19 protein-coding genes are annotated in these 26281 nt (G+C 65.9%); 10 read left to right on the top strand and 9 right to left on the bottom strand.

Annotated elements, in window-relative coordinates; all coding sequences use genetic code 11:
* Both HWX55_RS34860 and HWX55_RS34865 read left to right on the top strand, forming a co-directional pair.
* Nucleotides 1-666 (top strand): YadA-like family protein (locus HWX55_RS34860; RefSeq protein WP_175978957.1); only part of this gene is annotated, 666 nt, incomplete at its 5' end.
* A 133-nt stretch (nt 667-799) separates the two neighbouring features.
* The gene (locus HWX55_RS34865; protein ID WP_175978958.1) at nt 800-1462 is read left to right on the top strand and encodes an OmpA family protein; all 663 of its coding nucleotides are present in this window, start codon (nt 800-802) and stop codon (nt 1460-1462) included.
* 136 nt (nt 1463-1598) lie between these two features.
* On the opposite strand, the gene HWX55_RS34870 is transcribed toward HWX55_RS34865, so the two are convergent.
* Nucleotides 1599-1787: a hypothetical protein gene (locus HWX55_RS34870; RefSeq protein ID WP_020980031.1), complete on the bottom strand. Its 189-nt coding sequence runs from the start codon at nt 1785-1787 to the stop codon at nt 1599-1601.
* Between the two features lie 201 nt (nt 1788-1988).
* Between HWX55_RS34870 and HWX55_RS34875 the strand changes: the two genes are divergently transcribed.
* Nucleotides 1989-2204, top strand: coding sequence for a DUF3820 family protein (locus HWX55_RS34875; protein WP_175978959.1), 216 nt, complete (start codon nt 1989-1991; stop codon nt 2202-2204).
* A 28-nt stretch (nt 2205-2232) separates the two neighbouring features.
* Here HWX55_RS34875 and HWX55_RS34880 read toward each other — a convergent pair whose 3' ends face one another.
* On the bottom strand, nt 2233-2703 hold the full coding sequence (locus HWX55_RS34880; RefSeq protein ID WP_175978972.1) for a MaoC family dehydratase: 471 nt from the start codon (nt 2701-2703) through the stop codon (nt 2233-2235).
* Nucleotides 2704-2760: 57 nt separating this feature from the next.
* A complete protein-coding gene (locus HWX55_RS34885; protein ID WP_175978960.1) occupies nt 2761-3825 on the bottom strand; it encodes a carboxymuconolactone decarboxylase family protein in 1065 nt (354 codons plus the stop codon).
* Between the two features lie 206 nt (nt 3826-4031).
* Here HWX55_RS34885 and HWX55_RS34890 point away from each other — a divergent pair, with 206 nt between their 5' ends.
* The 5 genes from HWX55_RS34890 (at nt 4032) to HWX55_RS34910 (ending at nt 11557) form a co-directional block, all read left to right on the top strand.
* Nucleotides 4032-4835, top strand: a complete 804-nt coding sequence (locus HWX55_RS34890) for a glucose 1-dehydrogenase (protein ID WP_279612709.1) — start codon at nt 4032-4034, stop codon at nt 4833-4835.
* Nucleotides 4836-4936: 101 nt separating this feature from the next.
* Complete coding sequence (ccrA, locus tag HWX55_RS34895; protein ID WP_244140702.1) at nt 4937-6160, top strand: crotonyl-CoA carboxylase/reductase; 1224 nt, start codon at nt 4937-4939, stop codon at nt 6158-6160.
* 32 nt (nt 6161-6192) lie between these two features.
* Complete coding sequence (locus HWX55_RS34900) at nt 6193-10074, top strand: type I polyketide synthase (protein WP_175978962.1); 3882 nt, start codon at nt 6193-6195, stop codon at nt 10072-10074.
* Between the two features lie 94 nt (nt 10075-10168).
* Nucleotides 10169-10498, top strand: a complete 330-nt coding sequence (locus HWX55_RS34905) for an acyl carrier protein (RefSeq protein WP_175978963.1) — start codon at nt 10169-10171, stop codon at nt 10496-10498.
* A 66-nt stretch (nt 10499-10564) separates the two neighbouring features.
* Nucleotides 10565-11557 (top strand): beta-ketoacyl-ACP synthase III, encoded by a 993-nt coding sequence (locus HWX55_RS34910; RefSeq protein WP_175978964.1) that lies wholly within the window; start codon nt 10565-10567, stop codon nt 11555-11557.
* A gap of 93 nt (nt 11558-11650) precedes the next feature.
* On the opposite strand, the gene HWX55_RS34915 is transcribed toward HWX55_RS34910, so the two are convergent.
* On the bottom strand, nt 11651-12457 hold the full coding sequence (locus HWX55_RS34915; protein WP_175978965.1) for an EAL domain-containing protein: 807 nt from the start codon (nt 12455-12457) through the stop codon (nt 11651-11653).
* A 527-nt stretch (nt 12458-12984) separates the two neighbouring features.
* Between HWX55_RS34915 and HWX55_RS34920 the strand changes: the two genes are divergently transcribed.
* The gene (locus HWX55_RS34920) at nt 12985-14712 is read left to right on the top strand and encodes a HAMP domain-containing sensor histidine kinase (protein ID WP_244140703.1); all 1728 of its coding nucleotides are present in this window, start codon (nt 12985-12987) and stop codon (nt 14710-14712) included.
* Between the two features lie 175 nt (nt 14713-14887).
* Here the strand turns inward: HWX55_RS34920 and HWX55_RS34925 are convergent, their stop codons facing one another.
* Nucleotides 14888-15625 (bottom strand): response regulator transcription factor, encoded by a 738-nt coding sequence (locus HWX55_RS34925; RefSeq protein ID WP_175978966.1) that lies wholly within the window; start codon nt 15623-15625, stop codon nt 14888-14890.
* 473 nt (nt 15626-16098) lie between these two features.
* Here HWX55_RS34925 and uvrA point away from each other — a divergent pair, with 473 nt between their 5' ends.
* Entirely contained in the window at nt 16099-21993 is a 5895-nt protein-coding gene (gene uvrA, locus HWX55_RS34930; protein WP_175978967.1) for an excinuclease ABC subunit UvrA, read from the top strand.
* 91 nt (nt 21994-22084) lie between these two features.
* Here the strand turns inward: uvrA and HWX55_RS34935 are convergent, their stop codons facing one another.
* From HWX55_RS34935 to HWX55_RS36445, 4 genes are all read right to left on the bottom strand, one after another.
* Nucleotides 22085-23026: an amino acid ABC transporter substrate-binding protein gene (locus HWX55_RS34935; protein ID WP_175978968.1), complete on the bottom strand. Its 942-nt coding sequence runs from the start codon at nt 23024-23026 to the stop codon at nt 22085-22087.
* 13 nt (nt 23027-23039) lie between these two features.
* Entirely contained in the window at nt 23040-24347 is a 1308-nt protein-coding gene (locus HWX55_RS34940; RefSeq protein WP_175978969.1) for a dicarboxylate/amino acid:cation symporter, read from the bottom strand.
* Nucleotides 24348-24772: 425 nt separating this feature from the next.
* Nucleotides 24773-25597, bottom strand: coding sequence for an OmpA family protein (locus HWX55_RS34945; RefSeq protein ID WP_175978970.1), 825 nt, complete (start codon nt 25595-25597; stop codon nt 24773-24775).
* Between the two features lie 12 nt (nt 25598-25609).
* A partial coding sequence (locus HWX55_RS36445) for a YadA-like family protein (protein WP_175978971.1) occupies nt 25610-26281 on the bottom strand: 672 nt, incomplete at its 5' end.

Below are 26281 nucleotides of genomic sequence, written 5' to 3' on the forward strand. Positions count from 1 at the left end.
GACCAGCGCACGACCAACCTCGGCGGGCAGTACACGACGAACCCGCCCGGCGGCAACGTGCCGCCGGGGGCGAGCGGTTCGAATTCGTCGGCGGGTGGGTCGGGCGCGGTCGCGTCGGGCTCGAACAGCACGGCGGTCGGCAACAGCTCGACGGCGTCCGGCAACGGCGCCACCGCGATCGGCGTGGGCGCGACCGCAGCGGGCAACAACTCGACGGCGATCGGCGCGGGCAGCAACGACGGCGGACGCTCGAACGTGGTCGCGGTCGGCTCGGCCGATTCGGCGCGGCAGGTGGTGAACGTCGCGGCCGGTACGCAGGGCACCGACGCGGTGAACGTGAACCAGTTGAATGCGGTATCGAACCAGTTCACGCAGTCGCTGAACACGGTTAACAACCAGCTTACGCAGATGCAGCAGCAGATCCAGCAGACCGATTCGATGGCCCGCGAGGGGATCGCCGCGACCGCCGCGATGGCGTCGATCCCGCACATGGACCGCGATTCGAACTTCGCGATGGGGGTCGGCACGGCGACGTTCCAGGGCCAGAAGGCGATGGCGGTCGGTGTGCAGGCGCGCGTCACGGAGAACCTGAAGGCGACGCTGAACGGCGGTTTCGCAGGTAGCCAGCGCGTGGTCGGCGCGGGCGTGCTGTATCAGTGGAAGTGATCGAGTGATCGCGCGCAGCGGTCCGTTCCGGCACGGGTTGCCGCAGCGGACCGCGCCGAACGCAAACGCATGCGCGTGCGGCCGCGTCATCGCGCCGCGCACGCTGCGCCCATCGCATTCTCGGAGTAAACAAGTGAAAAACATCCATCTTGCCCTGCTGGCGTCCGTCGTTGCCCTCGCGGGCTGTTCGAGTGCGTCGGGGCCGACGTACAACGCGTACGAACTGCAGTCGCGAAACGGTATCCGGACGTTCCAGGTCGACTGCCACGGCATCCTGTCGACCGCGAAGACCTGCATGAAGGTCGCGACCCGCATGTGCGGCAACGAGCCCGTGCGTCTGGTCGACACCACCACGCCGTACCGCGACGGCGCCGATCCGCATTCGATCGTGTTCCAGTGCGGAGCGGCGCCCGCGCCGGCTGCCGCGGTCGTTGCGCCGGCGCCCGTGCCGCTCGAGAAAGTGAGCCTGACCGGCGATGCGTATTTCGCGACCGACTCGGCCGTGCTGACGCCCGCGGCTACCGCCGCGCTCGACACGCTGCTGAACCGGCAGGGCGACCGGCATTTCTCGCGCGTGGAAGTGGACGGCTATACCGACGCGACCGGTTCGGACGCGCACAACCAGGTGCTGTCGAAGCGCCGGGCGGATGCGGTCGCCGCATACTTGCGCGAACACGGGCTGAAAGCGGATGCGTTCGCCGCGGCCGGCCACGGCGAAGCCAGTCCGGCGGCGTCGAACGATACCGCCGAAGGGCGCGCGCGCAATCGTCGCGTGGAAATCTCGCTGCAGAAGTAGGGCGCTACGAGCGGGTTGCCGCAAGCGCGGCCGTCGAAGCCGGACGGCTCGCTTGCGGCAAGGAGGCTCGACGCAGACAACCGCGACTGGCGTCCCGCACGCGGATCGCGATCCGCACCGGGCCGTGGATCGGCGTTCAGTGCCTGATCACGCAGACGGCCACGATCTCGTACCCAGGGTCGGCATGCGCGCTCGCGGCTTTCTCCGCTTCGTCATACGAACCAAAGGATGCGGCGTCTTCGATCGCCGGCGCCATGCCGATATCGCCGTCCTCGGCGGTGCACAGGAACTGCTCGCCGGTCTTCACGACGTAGATGGACATCATCATTCCCTCCAGGGTTTGCAGGGGGAAGTTTCAGTCTAGCAGGCACGAACGAAGTCGGCGGCCGATGCGAATGCCGGCCGTCAATCGGGGCCGGTTTGGCGAATCGGCCGGCCATGAAGGGCCGGATTCGCCGCCGTGGACCGGCGAGCGTGGAGCGGGCCGCAATGCGCGAGAGGGCGGAAAGCCGTGCACAATACGCGCATGCGTACCCCCGATCTTGAATGCCTTGTCGCCGTCACGATGCCCTTCGGAAAATACAAGGGCCGACTCATTGCCGACCTGCCCGGACCTTACCTGAACTGGCTGGCTCGCGAAGGGTTCCCGCGCGGCGAACTCGGCCGACAGCTCGCGCTCATGCACGAGATCGACCATAACGGCTTGCGGCACCTGCTGGCGCCGCTGCGCAAACCGGCTTAGCCGCGGTGCCGGCCAGCCGCCTGCTCCGTCAAACTTCCTGACCTTGTACGTCCGCCGCGTCTTTCCGCCGCTGCGCGGCATTCGTCGGCATGACGACCGCCGTGCCTTCCACCACGACGAGCCCGTTGACTTCGCAACAGGTTTCCAGCACGACCCGCCGCCGGCTCGCGAGAATCTCCTTGACCGTCACGGTCGCGCAAACCGTTTCGCCGAGCTTCACCGGGCGCCGGAACTGCAGATCCTGCGACAGGTAGATCGAACCCGGGCCGGGAAGGCGCGTCGCAATGGCCGCCGATATCACCGACGCGGACAGCATCCCGTGGGCAATGCGGCCGCCGAATCGCGTCCGCTTCGCATAGGCGTCGTCGAGGTGCACCGGATTCTTGTCGCCCGACGCGCTTGCAAAGAGGAAAACGTCGCGCTCGGACAGCGTTTTCAGGAAGCGCGCACTCATGCCCGGAATGAGATCCTCGAGATCGTATCCGCCTTCGTCGTTCATCGTCTGGTCCCGTGTCGTTCGTACCGCGTCGTGTTGGAGGGCGAGCGTCGTCATCCGCTATGCCGCGGCGCTTTCCTGTTGCGATGCCGCGCGTGCGTCCAGCGACGCGAACAATCGATTCGCCGAGTCAAGCGCCCATTGCGCGGCCAGCACACCGGCGTGCGGTAATGCGCCGACGATGGCGTCGATGATTTCGCGCTGCGACGCGCCGAGCGACAGCGCGCCGCGCATATGAGCCACGAGTGTGTCGACGTCGGCGTTGCGGGCGACGCAGGTCAGGCAGGCGATGGCCGTCAGGTGCCGGGCTTTCGCGTATCCGCTCGAAGCCGGCTGCGACGTCGACGCCTGAAGTGAGTCGAGGCAACGAGAGAGTTCGTTCGACATCTCGGCGTAGGCGCGGGCCGCGTCGATGCCGCGTTCCGGCGCTTCCGGTGCGGTGACTGCGTTCGCCTGCGCCGAACCGGGGCAGCCGTCCGCCGCATCGAACACGGCGAGCGCAATGCGCGACACGGGTAGCACGAGCGGCCAGCCGATATAGCCGGTGAGTTGAATCAATACCTCGGTCAGTTCACTGCGCGTCCAGCCGAGATCGAGACAGGTCCTCAAGTGCTGGCGGACCGCGTCGTGCCGATTTTCGAGTGCGATGACGATCGCGAGCGTCGCGAGTCCGCGCTCCTTGGGCGTCAGCGCATCGAATGGCCGCTGCCGACGCTGCAGCAGGTAGGCGAGCGCGCAATCGTACCCTTCAACGAGATCGGCCACGTGGTCGACGCCGACGCCACGCTCCCGCAGCAACGCCGCGACGTGGTGCATGCCGGCCATCGCCACCGGCACCCCTGCGTAGTCGAGCGTCAGCAAGACCGTTTCGAGCAGCGCCTCGGGCGTCCAGCCCGTGTTCAACATGCCGCCCGCGTGGTATCTGAGTGCGGAATCGGCATTGCCCATCGTGGTCAGCACCGCGACGGTCATCAGTTCGCGGTTTTTCAGCGACAGATTGGGGCGGGCAATGAGGTCCGCATAAGCGTCCTCGATGAGCAACCGCCTGAAATCGGGATCCAGGCGATCGAGCGCGGCGCTGAGGCCGCTGAAGCCTTCGATGCCAATGGCATGGATGACGGACATGCCGAGTTCATGTCTGGATATCGGGTTCGCATGCATGGTTGGACTCAATCGGTTGAACGCTGAAGCCACTGACGTTCCGGATGATATTCGCGTGCCGGAAAATCAAATTTGAACTTTTATGAACTTTCATCTTTGCCCGGTTTTCGCCGTCTAGAATCGTCCCGACTACGAGATGGCAATTGGATTCGGACAGGTGGAATCGATGGATGGCCATAAGGAATCCGTCATATCCACGCAACCGGGAGAGCGCAGTGTCGAGATTTCAAGATAAGGTCGTCCTCGTGACCGGCGGGAGTTCGGGTATCGGTCGCGTCACCGCGTTGCGGTTTGCGGCGGAAGGCGCGCATGTCGCGATTGCATCGCGCCGTACCGACGAGGGGCTGGCCGTCGTCGAGGCAATTCGCACCTCGGGCGGCAACGCGATGTTCGTGAAGACCGATGTCTCCCGCGCCGACGATTGCGCGAATGCGGTTGCGCGAACGGTAAGCGAATTCGGCCGGCTGGATATCGCCTTCAATAATGCCGGTGTCGAGTCGTTCGGCAAGCCGGTGGCCGATACCGACGAGGCGAGCTGGGATTTCGTCGTGGACATCAACCTGAAAGGAATGTTCCTGTCGATGAAATACGAAATTCCGGAAATGCTGAAAGCGGGCGGCGGCGCGATCGTCAATATGTCGTCCACGTACGGCATCGTGGTATCGGCATTCGGCGGCTGCGCGTATCACGCGTCGAAGGCCGGCATTCTCGGCCTGACGAAAGCGGCGGCGCTCGAATATGCGAAGCAGAATATTCGCGTCAATGCGATTTGCCCCGCCTTCGTCGCGACGGCGATGGTCGAGAAGTTTCTCGGCGAGACCGGCATGACCGATCAGATCAAGGCATTTCATCCGGTAGGCCGCCTGGGGACCGAAGACGAGATTGCGAAGGCGGTCCTGTTCCTCGCGAGCGAAGAGTCGTCGTTCATGACGGGCACTGCGCTCTCCGTGGATGGCGGAATGGCCGCGGCCTGACCTGCGAGCGTCATCTCAATCGAATCGGATCTTCTGGGGATATCAATATGGATGCCAAAGTATTGGATATGGCTGTCGAAACGAGACGTGACCAGTCTGAATTGTTCGAGATCGGCAGCCCGATTCCGCTCGGTGTCGTGCCCGTGAAAATGCATGCATGGACGATTCGCCGCGAGAATCACGGCGAGCCCCAGCGCGCGTTCACGAAGGAGATCGTCGACGTGCCGTCGGTCGGCCCCAACGACGTGCTGATCCTCGTGATGGCGGCGGGCGTCAACTACAACGGCGTGTGGGCAGCGCTCGGCCAGCCGTTCTCGGTGCTCGACCTGCACGACGATCCGTATCACATCACCGGGTCGGACGCCGCGGGCATCGTCTGGGCCGTCGGGTCGAACGTGAAGAAGTGGAAGGTCGGCGACGAGGTGGTCGCGCATTGCTCGCAGGTCGACGGCGACGACGAGGAATGCAACGGCGGCGATCCGATGCTGTCGCCGTCGCAGCGCATCTGGGGTTACGAGACCTCCCATGGCTCGTTCGCGCAATTCGCGCGCGTCCAGTCCACGCAGCTGATGCCGCGCCCGAAGCATCTCACGTGGGCCGCGAGCGCGTGCTACACGCTCACGCTCGCCACCGCATACCGGATGCTGTTCGGACACAAGCCGCACGTGCTGTCGCCGGGCCAGTCGGTGCTCGTATGGGGCGCGGCAGGCGGGTTGGGCACGATGGCGATCCAGCTCGCGGCGCTGGCCGGCGCGCGCCCCGTCGCGGTGGTCTCCGACGATTCGAAGGCGGAATTCGTCAAGCGGCTCGGCGCGGTCGGCGTGATCAACCGCTCGAACTTCTCGTGCTGGGGCGCACCGCCGTCGGTCGATGAAAAAGACGCATACGCGGCCTATGTCGACGGCGTGAAGAAGTTCGGCAAGGCGATCTGGGACGCGCTCGGCGAAAAGCGCGACGTCGACATGGTGTTCGAACACCCGGGCCGCAACACCTTCGCGCCGTCCTGCTACGTCGTGAAGCGCGGGGGCATGGTCGTCTTCTGTGCGGCGACGAGCGGCTACGACCTGACCTGCGATGCACGCTACGTATGGATGCGGCAGAAGCGCATCCAGGGCAGTCACTTCGCGAGCCTCAAGGAGGCGGCGCAAGCGAACCGGCTCGTGATGGGCGGCAAGATCGATCCGTGCCTGTCGGAAGTGTTCCCGTGGAACCGCCTGCCGGACGCGCACGCGAAGATCCGCGCGAACGAGCACCTGCCGGGCAACATGGCGGTGCTGGTCCAGGCGAGCAACCGTGACGATCTCGACGCCGCACGTCGCCACTAGCCACGAAGCATTCTTCTTGCTGAGAGAACGGTATGGATCGGTCAACTACAGACGCGAAGCGCGTCGCCATCATCGGCATGTCGTGCCGTTTTCCCGGTGGCGCGTCGTGTGCATCGAGCTATTGGACGCTGCTGAATTCGGGGCGCACCGCGATACGCGAAACACCGCGAGAGCGGTTCGATATCGACGCATTCTATTCGTCCGATCCGCATGAACCCGGCACCACGTATTCGCGCGTGGCCGGCTACGTCGACGATCCCTTTTTCTTCGACCGCAAGTTCTTCCGCACGTCGGCGGCCGAGGCGATGGAGATGGACCCGCAGCAGCGCTGGATGCTGGAGCTCGCATGGAGCGCGCTCGAAAATGCGGGCATTGCGCCGGGGCAGTTGCGCGGCAGGAACGTCGGCGTGTTCATGACGACGGGTGAAGCCGACTATGGCCGGCGCACGGTGTGGTCCGGCGACCCGGAGCGAATCACCACCTATTCGAAGCTCGGCAATCTGCGCGCGATGGCGCCGGGCCGCGTCGCGCACGTGCTGGGCCTGAGCGGGCCCGCGATCTTCGTCGACACGACGTGCTCGTCGTCGCTCGTCGCGATCCATCTCGCCGCGCAGAGCCTGCAGGCGGGCGAATGCGACGTGGCGATCGCCGGCGGCGTGAACCTGATCCTCGGGCCGGAGGAAACGATCGGCGTCGCGCGGCTTCAGGCGATGTCGGTGTCCGGCCAGTGCCGCCCGTTCGATGCGAACGCCGACGGCTATATTCGCGGCGAAGGCGGCGGCGCGCTCGTGCTGAAGCGACTGGACGACGCACGCTCGCACGGCGACCGCATCGACGCCGTGCTGGTGGGCTCGGCCGTCAACAGCGACGGCGCGAGCAACGGCCTCACGGCCCCCAACGGCGCGGCGCAGGAAGCCGTCATCCGGCGCGCGCTGGCGCGCGCGGGCGCTCGCCCGGAAGCCGTCGCGTACGTGGAAGCGCACGGCACGGGCACCGCACTCGGCGATCCGATCGAGCTTTCCGCGCTGCGCAACGTCTATGCGCGCACCGCCACGCGCGACAAACCGGTTCTGGTCGGCTCGGTCAAGGCGCAGGTGGGCCATCTGGAAGGGGCGGCCGGCATGGCCGGCTTCATCAAGGCGATGCTGATCCTGCGTCATCGATACGTGCCGGCGCACGTGAACTTCGCGACGCCGAACCCGCGTTTTCAATGGGAAGGCGCGCAGCTCGAGATTCCGCGCGAAGGTATGCCGCTCGGCGAAGACGATTCGTTGGTCGGTGTGAGCGGCTTCGGCATCACCGGCACCAACGTCCATCTGATCCTTGCCGCGCCGGACCGCGCCCCGGATGCCGCCGTGCACGTCGCACGGGAACGCGTGCTGACGCTGTCGGGGCGGTCGCCGGCAGCGCTCCGGCGCGTTGCCTCCGCATGGCGTGCATGGCTCGCGGATACGTCGACGCCATTGCGCGATGCGTGCCACACCTCCTGCGTGCGGCGCGACCATTTCGATCATCGCGTCGCACTGGTCGGTTCGACGAAAGGGGATTGCGTTGCGGCGCTCGACGCGTTTCTCGCGGCGGATTCTACCGGGCGATGGCACGCGGGCGAGCATCCGAGAAAGGCACGCGTCGCGTTTCTGATACCCGGTCAAGGGGCGTGGCAGCCGGGCATCGGCGCGAATCTGTACGACGAGAACGGCATGTTCCGTAAACATGCGGATGCTTGCCTCGGCCAGCTCGATGCCGAGACGGCGCGCGCGGTGCTCGACGCGATCCACGACCGTACCGCCGATGCGGTGCGCCATCATCCGGGGCAGCTCGCGCACTTCATCGTGTGCTATGCGCTAGCGCGTACATGGATGGACCTTGGCGTCCGGCCCAACCTATTGATCGGGCATTCGCTCGGGGAGCATGTGGCGGCCGTGATTGGCGGTGTGATGTCGCTCGGCGACGGCCTCAAGGCCGTCGAGGCGCGTGGTCGGCTGTTCGACACAGCGACGCCGGCGGGCGCCATGCTCGCGGTCGCGGCCGGTGTCGACGAGCTTGCCGCACGCTTCACGTTCGGCACGGACCTGTTCGTGGCCGGCATCAACGGGCCCGGGCAAACCGTCGTGAGCGGGACGAAGGCCGCGGTCACGCAGGTTCACGACGCGATGGTCGCGGCCGGCAAGCGCGTGTCGCTGCTCAAGACCTACGACACGCCCGGCCATTCGCCGATGTTGCGGTCGATGCGCGATGCATTCCGGCACGCACTCGAACCGCTGAAATTTGCGTCGCCGTCGATTCCGATCATTTCCACGCTCACCGGCGAACGCGCGACGGACGCGATCGCCGGCGTCGAGCACTGGCTCGATCTCGTGGAGCAGCCGGTGCGCTTTCACGAAGCGCTGGTCGCGGCATCCGACGGCAAGACGCTTTTCCTGGAAGTGGGGCCCGGCGCCGCGCTTGCCAAGCTCGCACGCGCCGCGGCGGGCGGTGACTGGGAATGTGCGATCTCGTCGCTCGCCGACGGGCCGGAAGGCGACGAGGAAACGGAATCGGCCGGCTTTGCGCATGCGTGTGCGCGGCTCTACAGCGTGGGGCAGAAGATTGCGTGGAGCCGGCTGTATGGCAGCGCGCCACGGCCGGCCGAAGCACCGACCTATCCGTTCGAGGCCGAGCGCTTCGAGTTGCCGTTCCCGGATCGCGCGGGTGCGGGGTCGAAGCACGGCCGCGTGCAACAGCGGCACGACATCGCGGCGAATGAGGCTGTGCCCCACGCGGTGTCGCAAGCGGTGGACCTCGGCGAGGCGGCCGCACGTGCGTACGCGGAGCCGGTGCTGACGACGTTGCGCGCCATCGCGGCGGCTGTCGCGCCGGATGGCGTCGTCCTAGCCGATGACGTCGCGCTCGTCGGACAGGGACTCGACTCGCTGGCGTTGACCGAACTGCGCGTGCGCCTGCAGCAACACTTCGGCCGGATGCCGCCGATCACCATGCTCGCGCGCGGCGCGTCGCTGTCGTCGCTTGCAGCGTGGCTGGGCGCATCGCACCACGCGCCCGATACGGAACCCGGAGCGCGCATCGCGCAGCCGGAGCCCGCTGCGGCGGACGATCGCGATCTCGTCGTCACGCTGCGCACGGGCGCCGGGCCGCTCGTCGCATTCGTGCATCCGGTCGGTGGAAACGTGCTCTGTTATCAGGATCTGGCCGCCGTGTGGCCCGGCGATCCGACGATCGTCGCGGTCCGCCATCCGTACGCGGACCTGGGCCGCGCGCCGACGTATCTGTCGATCGGGCAACTGGCGTCGCGCTATCGTGCGGCGTTGCTCGCCGCGCACGGCAAGCTGCCGGACCTGCTGGGCGGCTGGTCGTTCGGCGGCATCGTCGCGCACGAGATGGCCGCGCAGTGGGAAGCGCAGGGGCTTGCCGCACCGCCGTTGACGATCGTCGATACCCCGCTCCACGACGGCGAATTCGCGACGCGGCTGCGCGAGCTCGATGGCGAGTTTTCGGCCGAGGAGGTCACGCAGGTCGTCGAATCATGGCTTGCCGATCCGCGCTTCGTTGCGATGCTCGATCGTGACTTTTATCTCGGCGACGTACGGCGGCGCGCGGACCCCGCGATGTTCGCGCATATCGCACGGCTGCACGCGGCCAGTGCGCTGGCGCTCGCGCGTCACCGGCCGCAACAGGTGCACACGCGCATTGCGTACGCGCTTGCCGCGCGCACGCCGGGCAACCTGTCGGGCGCGCAGGCGACGCAGAGTCTGCGGCTTCTCACGCACGGCGACATCACGGTGAGCGTGTTCGACGACGATCACAACTCGATCGTGCGCGAGCCTTCGGCGCGTCGCGTCGCGGCGTGCTTCGGCGGCGATGCCGGCACGGTGCATGCGGCGGCCGACTCGCTCGCACGGGCGACGTCCACCTAGGCGGCGTGTGTCCGCTTCAACAACCCTTTCACCCATACAAGGCCCGGTCCGTGCCGCGCCTTCTTTCTCAATCCGACAGCAGGAGATCGATGCCATGAGCGACCAACTTCAAGCAGCAAACGTGAACGGAACCCCGGCGAGCGCCCAGACCATTCTCGCGTGGATCCAGGAGTGGGCCGAAGCGAACAATCTTCAGGTGCCGACCGATCTCGACCAGACCTTCGCCGACGCGGGATTCGATTCGATGCATTCGGTCGAACTCGCGTTCTTCCTCGAAGAGCGGCTCAAGATCAAGATCGACGATACGGTGCTCTACGATTACCCGACCTTCATGTCGCTGGCCGAACATCTCGTGTCGCTGGGCGGGCAGGGTGCAGCCGCCGACACGGCGCCCGGCGAAAGCGCGAGCGCGGGTAACTGGTAACGGCGTGCGCCGGCTGCGATCGATCGGTCGCCCGGCGCCTTATCGACCTTCACCGGAGTACGGAAGATGGCGGACATCACTCGCGCGGATCACAGGATTTCGCGCGTCGTCGGTTGCGGCTCGGCGCTTCCCGAGCAGCGGATGACGAATCATGACATCGCGCGCATGGTGGACACGTCGGACGAGTGGATCACGCAGCGCACCGGTATCAAGGAGCGTCGTATCGCGGCGAGCGGCGAGCATACGTCCGATTTCGCGATCGGCGCGGCCAAGGCCGCGCTGCAACACGCCGGCCTCAGTGGCGCCGACGTCGATCTGATCGTGCTCGCGACCTGCACGCCCGATCGCACGATGCCCGCGACGGCCGTGCGCGTCCAGGAGGCGATCGGCATGCAGCACGGCGCGGCGTTCGACGTGCAGGCCGTCTGCTCGGGCTTCGTGTACGCGCTGTCGGTCGCCGACAACATGATCCGGCTCGGGCAGGTCCGCACCGCGCTCGTGATCGGCGCGGAGACGATGTCGCGCATCGTGGACTGGCAGGATCGCAACACCTGTGTGCTGTTCGGCGACGGCGCGGGCGCGGTGGTGCTGCGCGGCGAGCGGCGCGACGGCGACGCGCCGCGCGGCGTTCTCACCACGCATCTGCATTCCGACGGCCGCTATCACGACAAGATCCACACGGACGGCGGCGTATCGTCGACGCAGGGCGCCGGCAAGATGCATCTGGAAGGACGTGACGTGTTCCTGCATGCCGTCGTGAACCTCGCTGAAGCGTCGCAGGAAGCGCTCGCGTCGCAAGGCCTGACCCAGGACGACGTCGACTGGATCGTGCCGCATCAGGCGAACCAGCGCATCGTGCAGACGCTCGGCGTGAAGTTGAATCTGCCGATGGAGAAGGTCGTGCTCACCGTCGGCAAGCACGGGAATACGTCGGCGGCATCGATTCCGCTGGCGCTGAGCGAGGCCGTGTCCGATGGACGCATCAAGGAGAACGATCTGGTGCTGACACCGGCGATGGGATCGGGTTTTACGTGGGGGGCGGCGTTGATCCGGTGGTAGATTGCGCTTCGCTTTTCACGTCGGAATCGTGTGACCTGCCCGCACCTGTCGGCGCGTTGCGCACGGGTCGGGCAGGGCGGGCGCCATGCCTGTCTACGCGAGCGGGCTGTGTTGGCGGCTCGCAATGAAACCCTCGACGTCGGCTGCGCACAGCGGTTCGCCGAGGTAGAAGCCCTGGCCCTCGACACCGGGCAGCGTGCTGGCCCATTCGAGTTGCTCTGCCGTCTCGATGCCGGTAATCACGATCTGCTTGCCATGACCTTTTGCAAGATGCACCAGGGTTTCGAGCACACGCGTGGACTCGCCGTTCTGCAGCACGTCGCGGATCAGCGAGCGATCGAACTTGACGATGTCCACCGGCAATTGCTGCAGCAGCGTCAACGAGTTGAAGCCGGCACCGAAGTCGTCGAGCGCGACACGCACGCCAATCGCCTGCACCGCATGAATGGCTTCCACCAGCCAGTCGAGCCGGGCGGGCGGCACGACGTCGGTCAGTTCGATCTCGAAACGGCGCGGATCGATTCCGTGCGATTTCAGCAGCGTAGCCAGTTGACCGGGGAAATCCGTATGGCCCAGTTCGAGCGGCGACAAATTGATCGCAAGCGCCAGTTCGTCGTATCCGGCCGCCGTCCACTGCGCGAGCGTGCGTGCCGCATGCTGGGTGAGGAGGTGGGTGAATCGTGCGGCAAGGAACGAATCCTCGATCACGCTGAGGAACGATGCCGGTTCCAGCACACCGCGCTCGGGATGTCGCCAGCGCATCAGATATTCGAAGCCGGACAGGCGAGATGCCTGCAATGCGAATTTGGGTTGCAGCAGGAAAAAGAACTCGTCCTGACGAAGTCCCCGTTCGGCATCATTCAATGGGTGGTTTGATGCAAATGTGCTGTTTGTGAACATTTATTCAGGCCGATGGAGGCAATGGCTTCGTCGTTTGATCGACCAATTCTATGGAGCGGGGCTGAAATTTTCAATGTCGAAAAGTGATCAAATGTAAATTTGTTTAACGGTATCGATTTCGAATACGAGATTTTTTTGATGTCTGGTTTCCGGTTGGTATGGCGGTCTTTGTGGGTTTTTGAATAAAAAATTCGATTCACGTTTGATGGCGTCATGGTCGATTATGGGCGGCAATCTTGGCTAGCATGAAAAACCCGGTGAGGGTACCAAAAATATCGATTTCCATTCTGATTCAATTTAAAAATCCATTCCAATTTATTTGAAATTGTAATACAATAGATGTATTGAAAGTGATTCTTTTATTGTTAGGGTATATGTCCTAATATTAGGTTGTTTGGCTGGTGCGTTTGGGTATTTGTTTCAAGTGAAATTTAATTGAAAATATTAAATTAATTTAATAAAAATTGGTTTTTTAGTTGTCTGTTTTAAGGTCGGGGGATTTGCGACGTTTGATGTGGTCGTTTCAAATGTTGCCCAATGCGATATTGATGGAGCATCATCTGATTGACATGTTCGGAAGATTTATTGGGCCCCGACGGCGCCGTGCATGTGACGAGGGCGGACAGATGCGCAGGCATGCGCCGTCGAATCTTGCAATCGAGTGGGTAGGTCTGACGTTCGTGCTCATGCTGATTTGCCTGGTCTTGACTGCAGCCCATGCATTGCAGCGCGTCGACCAGGCTTTTTTCGGGCTGGCGATGCCCGGCCGCGTGGGAGTCGGCCCGGAACTGCTGTTCAACGAGCTGATCGTTGTCGCGATTTGCACGCTGCTCTACCGGCTCGGTCCTTCCGCCGGCTTGTTGGCGGCGGCAGGGATGTCGGCCGCGATCGCGGCGCCCGCCTTCGCCCTCTTCACCTGGCAAGGCCGGATCATGCCGCCCGCGACCGGCATGTCGATCTGCGTGCTCGCCTACCTGCTATGGTCGTGGCGACGTCTCGAAGCGTTGTTGCGCTTCGCTACATTGCTGACGGACCGGATGACGACCGAACCCGTGCTGCATGCGAATCCTGTCCAGGCCGGGCATTGGATGGATCCGGTTCAGCGGCAGTTGCGTCGCGTGGCGGTGCTGGACACGCAAGTGCGCCGATATCGCGCGCTGATCGACGCATGGGTCGACAGTCTGCCGGAGGCGACGCTGATCGCGTCGGCTGCGGGGATCGTGCTGCTCGCGAACGAGCGCGTGATGTCCTTGTGCGCGAATCGCGATGCGCATTCGTGGGCGGCGAGTTCGCCGGTCGGGCGGGCGGTTTCCGACGTGCTGTTCCAGATCACCGGGTCGCACCGGGCCAACGAGTTTGCCGCGCAGGCGCTGGCGTCGCTCGATCACTGGCCGGACGGCGACGCGCTATCGGCGCGAACGAAATCCCAGCTTGATCAGGGCATCGAGATTGCCAATGCGCGCGGCGGGCTGTCGCTGCTGATCAAGTGCGCACTGATCCGTCCGTCGTTTTATGGCGAGGGCGCGCTGGTGTTCCATGTCGCGGATGTGTCGTCGGTGCGGATGGCCGAGCGCCAGCGGGACATGGCGCTGCGCTTCCTGTCGCACGACATGCGCGCGCCGCAGGCTTCCATTCTCGCGCTGGTTTCCCAGATGCAGCGCGACCCGTCGCGGTACACGCCGCAGCGATTCGCGGAACTGGTGTCGCAGTATGCGACGCGCGCGCTCAGCCTGTCCGACGATTTCCTGTTCCTGGCCAAGGCCGAGAACCTGCCGCCGAAGCTGGCCGAAGTCGATCCCGCGCTGGTGCTGGGGGACGCCGTGGACGATCTGCTGCCGCAGGCAAGCGCGAAATTCACGACCGTCAATCTGACCGCGGAGCCGGGGCTCAGTACGCTCGCCGACGTGCAGTTGCTGCGGCGCGCGTTCGTCAATCTGATCGGCAATGCGATCAAGTTCGGGCGGGAGGCTTCGACGGTCGACGTCGAGTTGTCTGCCACGGATCGACACGTGAAGATCGCCGTCACCGATTACGGAACCGGCATATCCGAACAGGATCAGGAGAAGCTGTTCCGGGAATTCACGCAGCTGGACGGCAATGCATCGATGTCCGGGCACGGGCTTGGCCTGGCATTCGTGAAGACGGTGGTGGATTCGCTCGGCGGCAAGCTGCAGGTTCGATCGAAGCTCGGCGAAGGGACGACGTTCCTCATGTTCCTGTCGAGGCACGACCATGATGCGGCATTGGGAAACTGATCGCGCCGCGGCGGCGTTCCCGCGCCGCGCGAACGGAAAAACGAAATGGGCACCGCCGGGCACGATCGTCGCGATGCCCGGAACGCGATGAAGCCATACCCAGCATACCCAGGCGCGGCACGCGATGCACTGCGCCGTCCTGCAGGCAACGCCGTCTACGACATGCGACGCCTGCTCAAGCCTGATCTTCGACCAGCACCCGGGTGTCGCACCGGACGTCGATCGTCGTCTTGATCTGATCCAGCCGATAGCCGAGCGTATAGATCGCCGACAGTCGCAAGCCGTTCTCGATGCCGAGCTTCAGCTTTTGCCGGATCCGGTAGATATGCGTATCGAGTGAACGCGATTCCGTGCCCAGTTCGCGCCCCCACGCCGTCGTTGCGAGCAGCTCTCGCGACATGATCTTGCCGAGGTTCTGAAACAGGCACGCGACGAGTTGGAATTCCTTGGTCGTCAGTTCGATCTTGCTGTCGCGAAGCCGGACCGCGCGTTCCACCGGATCGAGCACGTACTCGCCCGCGCGGATCGGCTCGTCGCGCTTCACGTTGCGCGCGACGCGGCGCAGCAACGCGTTCACGCGTGCGGCGAGTTCTTCCGCGCGAAACGGCTTGGTCAGGTAATCGTCGGCGCCGGCCTCCAGCGCTCTGACGACATCGAGCTCCTGGACCCGGCTGGTCAGGAACAGCACGCCGTATTCGACGTCGGCGCGCGTGCGGATCCAGTTCAGTACTTCGATTCCGGTCATGCTGGGCAAGTGCCAGTCGAGCACGACCGCGTCGACGGACTGGGATCGCAGGAACCGCAACGCCTGCTCGCCGTCGACGACGACCTTGATCGTGTGACGGTACGGAGCCAGCGCGCTCTGGACTTCCTCGGCCTGAACGGGATCATCCTCTACCACCAGTATGCGCATTCATGCACCCCGACTAACGTGATCGGCTTGTCGGCCGACACCTGAAAAACATCGGGCGGCGAGCAAGCAAACGTTTGCTTTTTTGGTCCGTCTGGAACAAACGGTTAGGCAATATAAATCACCGGTAATGGATGCGATTGTGACATTTTGTGAATTCGTCGGAGGATTTTCGCCATAAGTAAAAAGAGACGGAACCGATTTTGTTTCGAGAATTTTTTACTTGCCCGGCGCGTGCTTTCGGATAGGGAAAGTGCGGTTTTGGGCCAGCGGACAGAAAATGGCGCGTGCGAGCGCATGACCATTTCGCCGTGTCGTAGCGGTAATGGAAAACTGTATGAATATACAGTATAGTATCCGTCGAACTCGAGCCGCACAGGTCCAACCCTTGCGGCCCGTGCGCCGCGCCTGCGGGCATCCGCCGCAGCGTTCCGGCACCGTGAATTCCGGCTAACTCATTCAGACGGGCAGGCAAATTGTCATCCAGCAATCTGATCCGCATTCGCGGAGCACGTCAGCACAACCTCAAGAATCTCGATCTCGACCTGCGCACCGGCGAAATGACGGTCGTCACCGGCCCGTCGGGCTCCGGCAAGTCGAGTCTCGTGTTCGACACGCTGTACGCGGAAGGCCAGCGGCGCTACGTCGAAACCTTCAGCGCGTATGCGCGGCAGTTTCTCGACCGGATGGATCGCCCGCAGGTCGAGCGCGTCGACGGCGTGCCGCCCGCGATCGCGATCGACCAGACCAACCCGGTCCGCAGTTCGCGCTCGACCGTCGGCACGATGACCGAGCTGAACGATCACCTGAAGCTGCTGTACGCGCGCGCGGCCGAGCTGTTCGACCGCAAGACCGCGCGGCAGGTGCGGCACGACACGCCTGAAACGATCTACGCGGAGCTCGTCGCGCGCACACAGGCGGACGATCCGCGCGTCGTCGTCACGTTCCCGGTCGAATTGCCGGAAGCGGTGTCCGACGAGGAAATCGCGCAGTGGCTGTCGGCAAGCGGCTACACGCGCGTGCAGGCGCAGCGCGAAGTCGCGTCGCCCACCGGGCCGCGCAAGATGCTCGACGTGGTGGCCGACCGCTTCCGCGTGCAGCAGGCCGACAAGGTGCGGGTGGTCGAGGCGATCGAGGCGTCGCTGAAGCGCGGCGGCGGCCGCGTGAACGTGTACGTGCTCGCGCCGGAAGCGGAAAACGCGGTGGCCGAGCCGGTGATCTGGCGCTTCTCCACCGGGCTCCACGATCCCGACAGCGATCTGCGCTACGCGGAGCCGCAAGCGGCGCTGTTCTCGTTCAACTCCGCATACGGCGCGTGCGAAACGTGCCGCGGCTTCGGCCGCGTGATCGGCGTCGATCTCGGCCTCGTGATTCCCGACGCGCGCAAGACGCTGCGCGGCGGCGCGATCAAGCCGATGCAGACGCCCGCGTGGAAAGAGTGCCAGGACGACCTGATGCGCTACGCGGCGAAGGCCGGCATCCGGCGCGACGTCGCGTGGTCCGAGCTGACGGACGCCGAGCGCGACTGGGTCGTCAACGGCTCGCCGGACTGGAACGGCAAGTGGCAAAGCCAGTGGTACGGCGTGAAGCGCTTCTTCGGCTACCTCGAATCGAAGGCGTACAAGATGCACATCCGCGTGCTGCTGTCGAAATACCGCAGCTACACGCCGTGCGACGTGTGCGGCGGCGCGCGCCTGAAGACGGAATCGCTGCAATGGCGGCTCGGTTCGAAAGAGAATGCGGACGCCGTGCTGGCGCCGGCCGATCGCTTCATGCCGCGCGGCGTCGACTGGAGCCGCGCGCAGCTCGAGGCGCTGCCGGGCCTGACGGTGCACGATCTGATGCTGCTGCCAATCGAGCGCATCCGGCGCTTCTTCGACGACATCGTGCTGCCGAGCGCGCTGCTCGACGATGCATTGAAGCTGCTGCTCGCCGAAGTGCGCACGCGCCTGAAATACCTGTGCGACGTCGGGCTCGGCTACCTGACGCTCGATCGGCAGAGCCGCACGCTGTCGGGCGGCGAGGTGCAGCGGATCAACCTGACCACCGCGCTCGGCACGTCGCTGACGAAAACCCTGTTCGTGCTCGACGAGCCGAGCATCGGGCTGCATCCGCGCGATCTCACGCGGATCGTCGAGGCGATGCAGCGGCTGCGCGACGCGGGCAATACGCTGGTCGTCGTCGAGCACGATCCGTCGGTGATGCTCGCGGCCGATCGATTGATCGACATGGGGCCCGGCCCGGGCGAGCGCGGCGGCACGATCGTGTACGACGGCACGCCGGGCGACATTCGTTCCGCGCACACGCTGACGGGCGAGTATCTCGGCGGCCGCAAGCAGGTCGCGCATGCGTCGAACTGGGCGCGTCGCCCGGTCGACGCGAACACGCCGCGCATCGTGCTCGAAGGCGCGACCGAGCACAACCTGCGCGACGTGACGGTCGAGATTCCGCTGCAGCGGCTCGTGTGCGTGACGGGCGTGTCCGGCTCCGGCAAATCCACGCTGCTGCAGGACGTGCTGTATCCGGCGATGGCGCGGCACCACGGCAAGGCGACCGAATCGCCGGGCGCGTTCCGCAGCCTCACGGGCGCCGATCAGGTCGGCGACGTCGTGTTCGTCGACCAGTCGCCGATCGGCAAGACCACGCGCTCGAACCCGGCGAGCTACGTCGGCGCGTTCGACGAAATCCGCAAGCTGTTCGCGAAGGCGCCGCTCGCGCTGCAACGCGGCTACGGCGCGGGCACGTTCAGCTTCAATTCGGGCGACGGCCGTTGCCCGACCTGCGGCGGCTCGGGCTTCGAACATATCGAAATGCAGTTCCTGAGCGACGTCTACCTGCGCTGCCCGGACTGCGACGGCAGCCGCTATCGCGCCGAGATCCTCGAAGTGCGCATCGAGCGCGACGGCCGTGCGCTGAACATCGCCGACGTGCTCGATCTCACCGTCAGCGAAGCGGCCGCGTTCTTCGCGACCGATGCCGAGGTGCTGCGCGTGTTGCAGCCGATCGTCGACGTCGGCCTCGAATACGTGAAGCTCGGCCAGCCGGTGCCGACGCTGTCGGGCGGCGAAGCGCAGCGCCTGAAGCTCGCCGGCTTCCTCGCCGAATCGGCGGCGGCGGCCAACGGGCGCCGGGTCGCGACGGAAGAGGTGCGCATCGCACGTGCGAAGCTGTTCATGTTCGACGAGCCGACCACCGGGCTCCACTTCGACGACATCGCGAAGCTGATGCAGGCGTTCGGCAAGCTGCTCGCGGCCGGCCATTCGCTGATCGTGATCGAGCACAACCTCGACGTGATCCGCGCGGCCGACTGGCTGATCGATCTCGGCCCGGAAGGCGGCGACGGCGGCGGCCTCGTGCTGTGCGCGGGCACGCCCGACGACGTGAAGGCCTGCGCCGAATCGCATACCGGCGCGGCGCTGCTGCAGTACGACCGCGAGATGGATGGCGACGCAGTGCGCGCCGACGAAGGCGTGCCGCTGCAGGCCGTGCTGAACGCGGCGCGCGCGCGCCGTGCGATCGAAGGCGAGGACGTCGTGCGGATCGTCAACGCGCGCGAGCACAACCTGAAGGCGCTCGACGTCGACATCCCGCACGGCAAGTTCAACGTGATCACCGGCGTGTCGGGTTCCGGCAAGTCGACGCTCGCGTTCGACATCCTGTTCCACGAAGGCCAGCGCCGCTACCTCGAATCGCTGAACGCGTATGCGCGCTCGATCGTGCAGCCGGCCGGCCGCCCCGAGGTCGATGCGGTGTACGGCATTCCGCCGACGGTCGCGATCGAGCAGCGGCTGTCGCGCGGCGGCCGCAAGAGCACGGTCGCGACCACGTCCGAAGTGTGGCACTTCCTGCGGCTGCTGTATGTGAAGCTCGGCCTGCAGCACTGCATCCACGACGGCACGCCGGTCACGTCGCAGTCCGTCGAATCGATCGCCGCGCAACTGCTGCGCGATCATCGCGGCGAACACGTGGGGCTGCTCGCGCCGCTCGTCGTCAACCGCAAGGGCGTGTATACGGATCTCGCGAAGTGGGCGAAGGCGCGCGGCAGCACGCATCTGCGTGTGGATGGCGAGTTCGTCCCGGTCGATCCGTGGCCGAAGCTCGACCGCTTCCGCGAGCACACGATCGAATTGCCGGTGGCCGATATCGTCGTGTCGCCGGACAACGAGGCCGAGTTGCGGCGCAGGCTCGACGAGACGCTCGAACTCGGCAAGGGCGTGATGCACCTGCTCGCGCCGCTCGACGGGCTGCATCATGCGATGCAGAACGATCATTCGACCGCGCAGGTCGGCGCGGTCAAGGTGCTGTCGGTCAAGCGCGCGTGCCCGGTGTGCGGCACGAGCTATCCGGAACTCGACCCGCGGATGTTCTCGTACAACAGCAAGCACGGCTGGTGCACGACCTGCGTCGGCACCGGCGTCACGCTCACGCGCGAACAGCGCGCCGCGTACGACGACACGGTGCTCGCCGGCGACGATCGCGGCCGCGAGCAGACCTTGCCGTCGGACGAGCAGGAGCCGGAAGGCGTCGGCAACGAGCCCTGTCCGGATTGCCAGGGCACGCGGCTGAACCCGTCCGCGCGCGCGGTCACGTTCGACGCGCATCCGATCGTCGAGGTCGCGCAATGGACGGTGTCGGACACGCGCCGCTGGATCGACGCGCTCGAACTCACCGGGCGCGACGCGCAGATCGCGCGCGACGTCGTCAGCGAGATCGGCAGCCGCCTCGCGTTTCTCGAGGAAGTCGGGCTCGGCTACCTGAGCCTCGACCGCGCGGCGCCGAGCCTGTCGGGCGGCGAAGCGCAACGGATCCGGCTGGCCGCGCAGCTTGGCAGCAACCTGCAGGGCGTCTGCTACGTGCTCGACGAGCCGACGATCGGCCTGCATCCGCGCGACAACCAGATCCTGCTCGACGCGTTGCGCAAGCTCGGCGACAAGGGCAATACGCTGGTCGTCGTCGAGCATGACGAGGACACGATCCGCCGCGCGGATCACATCATCGACGTCGGCCCGGGCGCCGGCAAGCGCGGCGGCACGCTGGTCGCGCAAGGCGCGGTCGCCGATCTCGCCGCGCAGCCGGATTCGGTGACGGGGCGTCTGCTCGCGCAGCCGATGCTGCACCCGCTGCAGCCGCGCCGCAGCGTGAGCCTGCCGGGCAAGAAGGGCGGTGAAGCCGTGCCGGAAGCGTGGCTGACCGTGCATGGCGCCAAGCTGCACAACCTGCGCGACGTCACCGTCGGCATTCCGCTCGCGCGGCTCGTCGCGGTGACGGGCGTCAGCGGTTCGGGCAAGTCGACGCTCGCGCGCGACGTGCTGATGACGAACCTGCTCGACGCGGTCGGCCGGTCGGTGCTGTCGTCGCCGGCCACGCGGCGTGCGCGCAAGGCCGCGCAGCAGGACGCGCCGGCCACGAACCGCCGTTCGAGCGTGCTCGCGCGCAGCGCACCGCGGCCGTCGCTGAACGTCACGCATGCGTGGCAGGGCTGCGAGTCGCTGAGCGGCTGGGAGCAGATCGATCGCGTGCTCGAGGTCGACCAGACGCCGATCGGCAAGACGCCGCGTTCGTGCCCGGCCACCTATATCGGCGTGTGGGATACGATCCGCAAGCTGTTCGCCGATACGCTCGAAGCGCGCGCACGCGGCTATACCGCGTCGCGTTTCTCGTTCAATACCGGCGGCGGGCGCTGCCCCGCGTGCGAAGGGCAAGGCGTGCGCACGATCGGCATGAGCTTCCTGCCCGACGTGAAGGTGCCGTGCGACGTGTGCCACGGGCAGCGCTTCAATCCGGAAACGCTCGCTGTCACGTGGCGCGGCCGGAACATCGGCGACGTGCTGACGATGGAGATCGACGAGGCGGTGGAATTTTTCGCGCCGATCTCGAACATCGCGCATCCGCTGCAGTTGATGAAGGACGTCGGGCTCGGCTATCTGACGCTCGGCCAGCCGTCGCCGACGCTGTCCGGCGGCGAGGCGCAGCGCATCAAGCTCGTCACCGAACTGACGAAGGTGCGCGACGACATCACGCGGCGCGGCCAGAAGGCGCCGCACACGCTGTACGTGCTCGACGAGCCGACGGTCGGCCTGCACATGGCCGACGTCGCGAAGCTGATTCGCGTGCTGCACCGGTTAGTGGATGCCGGGCATAGCGTCGTCGTGATCGAGCACGACCTCGACGTGATCGCGGAAGCCGACTGGATCATCGATCTCGGCCCGGAAGGCGGCGTGGGCGGCGGCACGATCGTCGCGGCGGCGCCGCCGGAAGCGCTCGCGAAGGTGAGCGCGAGCCATACCGGGCAGGCGCTGAAGCCGGTGCTGGCGCGAACGGCCAGCGAAGATGCGGAAGCGGCGCAGCAGGGCGCGGCGCGGGTCGGTTGAACGCGCGCTGCACCCGCCAAGCGGCCCCGGTGCCGGGTAGGGCATCGGGGCCGTTCTCGTTCCGTCATTCATGTCGACGATGTCGACGCGCTCAATTCGCGTTGACGCCGATCGCCTCGATGATCGTCTCCAGTTGCGGGCTCATCGGCAGGTTGAGACTCAAGCCCGACGGAAGCGGACGCAGGAACCAGCGCTTGTACTGACGCGCGATCTCGCCGTCGGCGGCCAGTTCCTGGAACGTGGTTTTCACGACCTGCGCGAGCTGCGGGTCGTCCTTGCGGAACATGATGCCGTACGGGTCGTAGGATAGAAAATCGCCCACCACGTCGTACTGGCCGCCCTTGCTCGCGTTCTCGGCGATCAGGCCGTACAGCAGCACGTCGTCCGTCGCGAACGCGTCGGCGCCGCCGTTCGCGACGAGCGCGAAGCCCTGCGCATGATCGGGCACCACCTGGAGCTGGATCCCGAGCCTGAACCGCTCGTTCAGGTCGCGCAGCGCCTTCTCGTTGGTCGTACCGGCCGTCACCGCGACTTTCTTGCCCGCGAGATCGCGGAACGAGCGGATCGGCGCGCCGCGTTTCACCATCACCTTCGTGCCGGCCACGAAGAAGATCGGCGAGAACGCCACGCGCTTCTGGCGCTCGAGGTTGCTGGTCGTGGAGCCGCATTCCAGATCGACCTTGCCGCTGACCACCGCGTCGATGCGGTTGTCGGACGTGACCGGCACCCAGCGGATCGTCAGGCTCTTGTTGATCGCATCCTCGATCGACGACACGAGCGCCTTGCACAGCTCGATCGAATAGCCGATCGGCTGGTTGCGCGCGTTCAGGTACGAGAACGGTATCGACGCGTCGCGATAGCCGAGCGCGATCGTGCCGCTGCCGCGCACCTTCGCGAGCGTGCCGGTCAGTTGGGCCGGCGCGAACGGCTCGGCGCGCGGCGGCGCGGAGGGCGCATCTTCCGCGCGCGCGGTCGCGCCGGTGGCAAGCAAACCCGCGAGCGCGAGCGCCCGCCAGAATCGCTGCATCTTCATCGCCGGGCCTCCGTCAGACTTCGGTCGGATGTGCGATCGACGCTTCCTGTTCCGCTTCGATGCGCGCCGCGTTGGCTTCGGCTTCCGCTTCCGACAGGAGCTGGCCTTCCCATTTCGCGACCACCGCGCTCGCGATCGAGTTACCGACCGCGTTCGTGGCCGAGCGGCCCATGTCGAGGAACGTGTCGACGCCGAGAATCAGCAGCAGTCCGGCCTCCGGCAGCCCGAACTGGTGCAGCGTGGCCGCGATCACGACGAGCGATGCACGCGGCACGCCGGCCATCCCCTTCGACGTGAGCATCAGCACCAGCAGCATCGTGATCTGCGTGCCGAGCGACAGATGCATGTTGTACGCCTGCGCGATGAACAGCGACGCGAACGTGCAGTACATCATCGAGCCGTCGAGGTTGAACGAGTACCCCATCGGCATCACGAAGCTCGAGATCTTGCGCTTCACGCCGAAACGGTCGAGCGCGTCGAGGATCTTCGGGTACGCGGCTTCGGAGCTGGCCGTCGCGAACGACAGCATGAACGCTTCCTTGATCAGCACGAGCAGCTTGAATACGCGACGGCCGAGGAACAGCAGCCCCGCACACACGAGCAATGCCCAGAGCAGGAACAGGCTGACGTAGAAGTCGCCCATGAACACCGCGAACTTCAGCAGTACCGACAGCCCGTTGACCGCGACGGTGGCGGCCATCGCGGCCATCACCGCGAGTGGCGCGAGCTTCATCACATAGCCGGTGATCTTGAGCATCACGTGCGACAGCTGGTCGATCGCGGCGATGAGGACCTTGCCGCGATCGCCGAGTGCGGCGAGCGCGACGCCGAAAAACATCGAGAACACGACGATCTGCAGGATTTCGTTGTTCGCCATCGCCTCGGCGAACGACTTCGGCACCATGTGGCCGACGAAATCCTTCAGCGTGAACTTTGAGGTCGCGAGGTTCGCGGATGCGCCGATGTCCGGCAGCGGCAAGCCGAGATTGTCGCCGGGCCGCAGCAGGTTCGCCATCAGCAGCCCGAGCAGCAACGAGACCAGCGACGCGGTGACGAACCAGGTGATCGATTTCGCGAACACGCGCCCGACCGAGGCCGCGTCGCCCATGTGCGCGATGCCGACCACCAGCGTGGAGAAGACGAGCGGCCCGATCACCATCTTGATCAGCCGCAGGAACACGTCGGAGACGAGCGAGATGTACCCGGCGACTTCGGCAGCGGCCTTTTTGTCCGGAAAGCTCGTGAAGACCATGTAGCCGATCGCGATGCCTGCCACCATCGCGATCAGGATCCAGACGGCTGCAGCATTCTTTTTTCGCATCGTAAGCCTCCCATGCAGCGGTTTCGCAATCGGGGATGGGAGGACGATACAGGACCAGAATGGCGATGAACAGTGCAACCGGGTTCGGGTTTGCGCTAGCGCCGGGTCGCGGCCGATCAGGCGACGGCGGCTGCGCCGGTGGCGCTTCGTGCCCGACGCCGGCGCAACCCGCTGCCGGTTTGTGCGGAGCAGCACATCGCCTGTTCGGCGGTCGCCGGATCGGGATGTCCGGCGCCGCTTCCCGATGTGCGCTGCCTTGTGCCCATCGGCTGGCGATGCTGCATTGCCGCGATGGTGCACTCGGCATGCGCGCGAGGATCGGGCAGGCGCGTGCTGAAAGCGCACGCGTGCGCCGCGAGCCGGACGATCCCGGCGGCCAGCGAAAGGGCGCGTTCAGCCTGACCACGCGCCCCGGACGCGCAAACTCAGCGCTGCCCGTACACCGTAATGGTCACGCGCCGGTCTTTCTGCAGGCACGCGATGACGGCGGGCGTTTCGCCCGGCGGACAGTGCGATACCGGTTGGGACGATCCGACGCCGTCGGCCCGAATGCGTGCGGCGTCGATGCCGTGCGTCACCAGATAGCGTTTCACGGTCTCCGCGCGCGCCAGCGACAGCGCACGGTTGCTTTCGTCCGAGCCGATGCGATCGGTGTGGCCGACCACGTCGATGGTCGTCATGCCGGTTTCGGCGCGGATCTTCGCGATCGCGGCGTCCAGCTCGGCACGGCCGCCCGGCAGCATCGAATCGACGCTCGACTTCGCAAACGGAAACAGCGCCTCGCCTGCGATCGTGAACTGTTCGAGCGGCGCGGGCCTGACGGCGGCGGCCGCCGCCGGCGCCGTGTCCCGTACGAAGTCCGCGCACTGCGGATCGCGCCAGTACGTCGCGCTCACGCGCATGTTCCCGTCGAACTGTATCTGGTACTGGCAGGACACCACCGTGTCGCCGCGGCGGAAGTCGAACAAGTAGTTCCAGACATGACTGCCCACGAACCACTCGTGAAACTGCGGCGGCCCGATGAGATCGTAGAGCTGGTCCTTGTTGAGGCCCGTACTCACGTTGCGCAGGTTCGCGACGTTCACGAACGTGCCGCCCGCGGGCGACGCGGATGCGGCGTCCGGAAACCGCGGCGGCGTGTGGGGTACCGCGCATCCCGTTATTGCGACTGCCGTCGCGACGCACGCCGCGAGCAGCCCAGCCTGTTGAGTTTTCATGGTTCGCTTGTCGTTTCGTTTCATGTTTCGCATCGCCTCGTACGCCTACCACTGATAGCCGGCGCCGACGACGGCGCCGTACGTGCCGCGCGTGTTGGTCGATACGGCCGCCTTGTAGATCCAGTGGTTGTTCTCGGAAATGGTCGAGATGCCGAGCGCCTGGCCCGACTGGCCGCGGTACACGCTGCCCGCGATCGCGACCATGCTCTTGCCGGGGCCGGACGGTTGCGGCAGACCGGCCACGGCCATCGCCGTCGCGGTGCCGCCGTCCGCGTCGCGGCGATAGCTGTCGAGGCTGTTGCGCAGGCCCGCGACCTGGCCGTCCGTGTAGCTGTTCGCCTGCGACACCGCGGTGCCTACGCTTGCGTTGAGCTGGTTCACGTTCACCGCGTCGGTGCCCTGCGTGCCGGCCGCGACGTTCACGACCTGCCGCGCCGAATCCGCCGAGCCGACCGCGACCACGTTCGAGCGCCCGCCGTCGTTGCTGCCCGCACCGATCGCCGTCGAGTTGTTGCCCGCTGCCGTCGCGCCCACGCCGATCGCGGTGGCGCCGTTGCCGGACGCCGTCGAGCTGTTGCCGACCGCCGTGCTGTTCGAGCCCGATGCGACCGCGCCCGAACCACCCGCCGACGAATTCGAACCGCTCGCCCCCGGCGGCACGTTGCCGCCGGGCGGGTTCGTCGTGTACTGCCCGCCGAGGTTGGTCGTGCGCTGGTC

This window comes from Burkholderia sp. BCC1047, from assembly GCF_902833155.1.
Lineage (GTDB): Bacteria > Pseudomonadota > Gammaproteobacteria > Burkholderiales > Burkholderiaceae > Burkholderia > Burkholderia sola.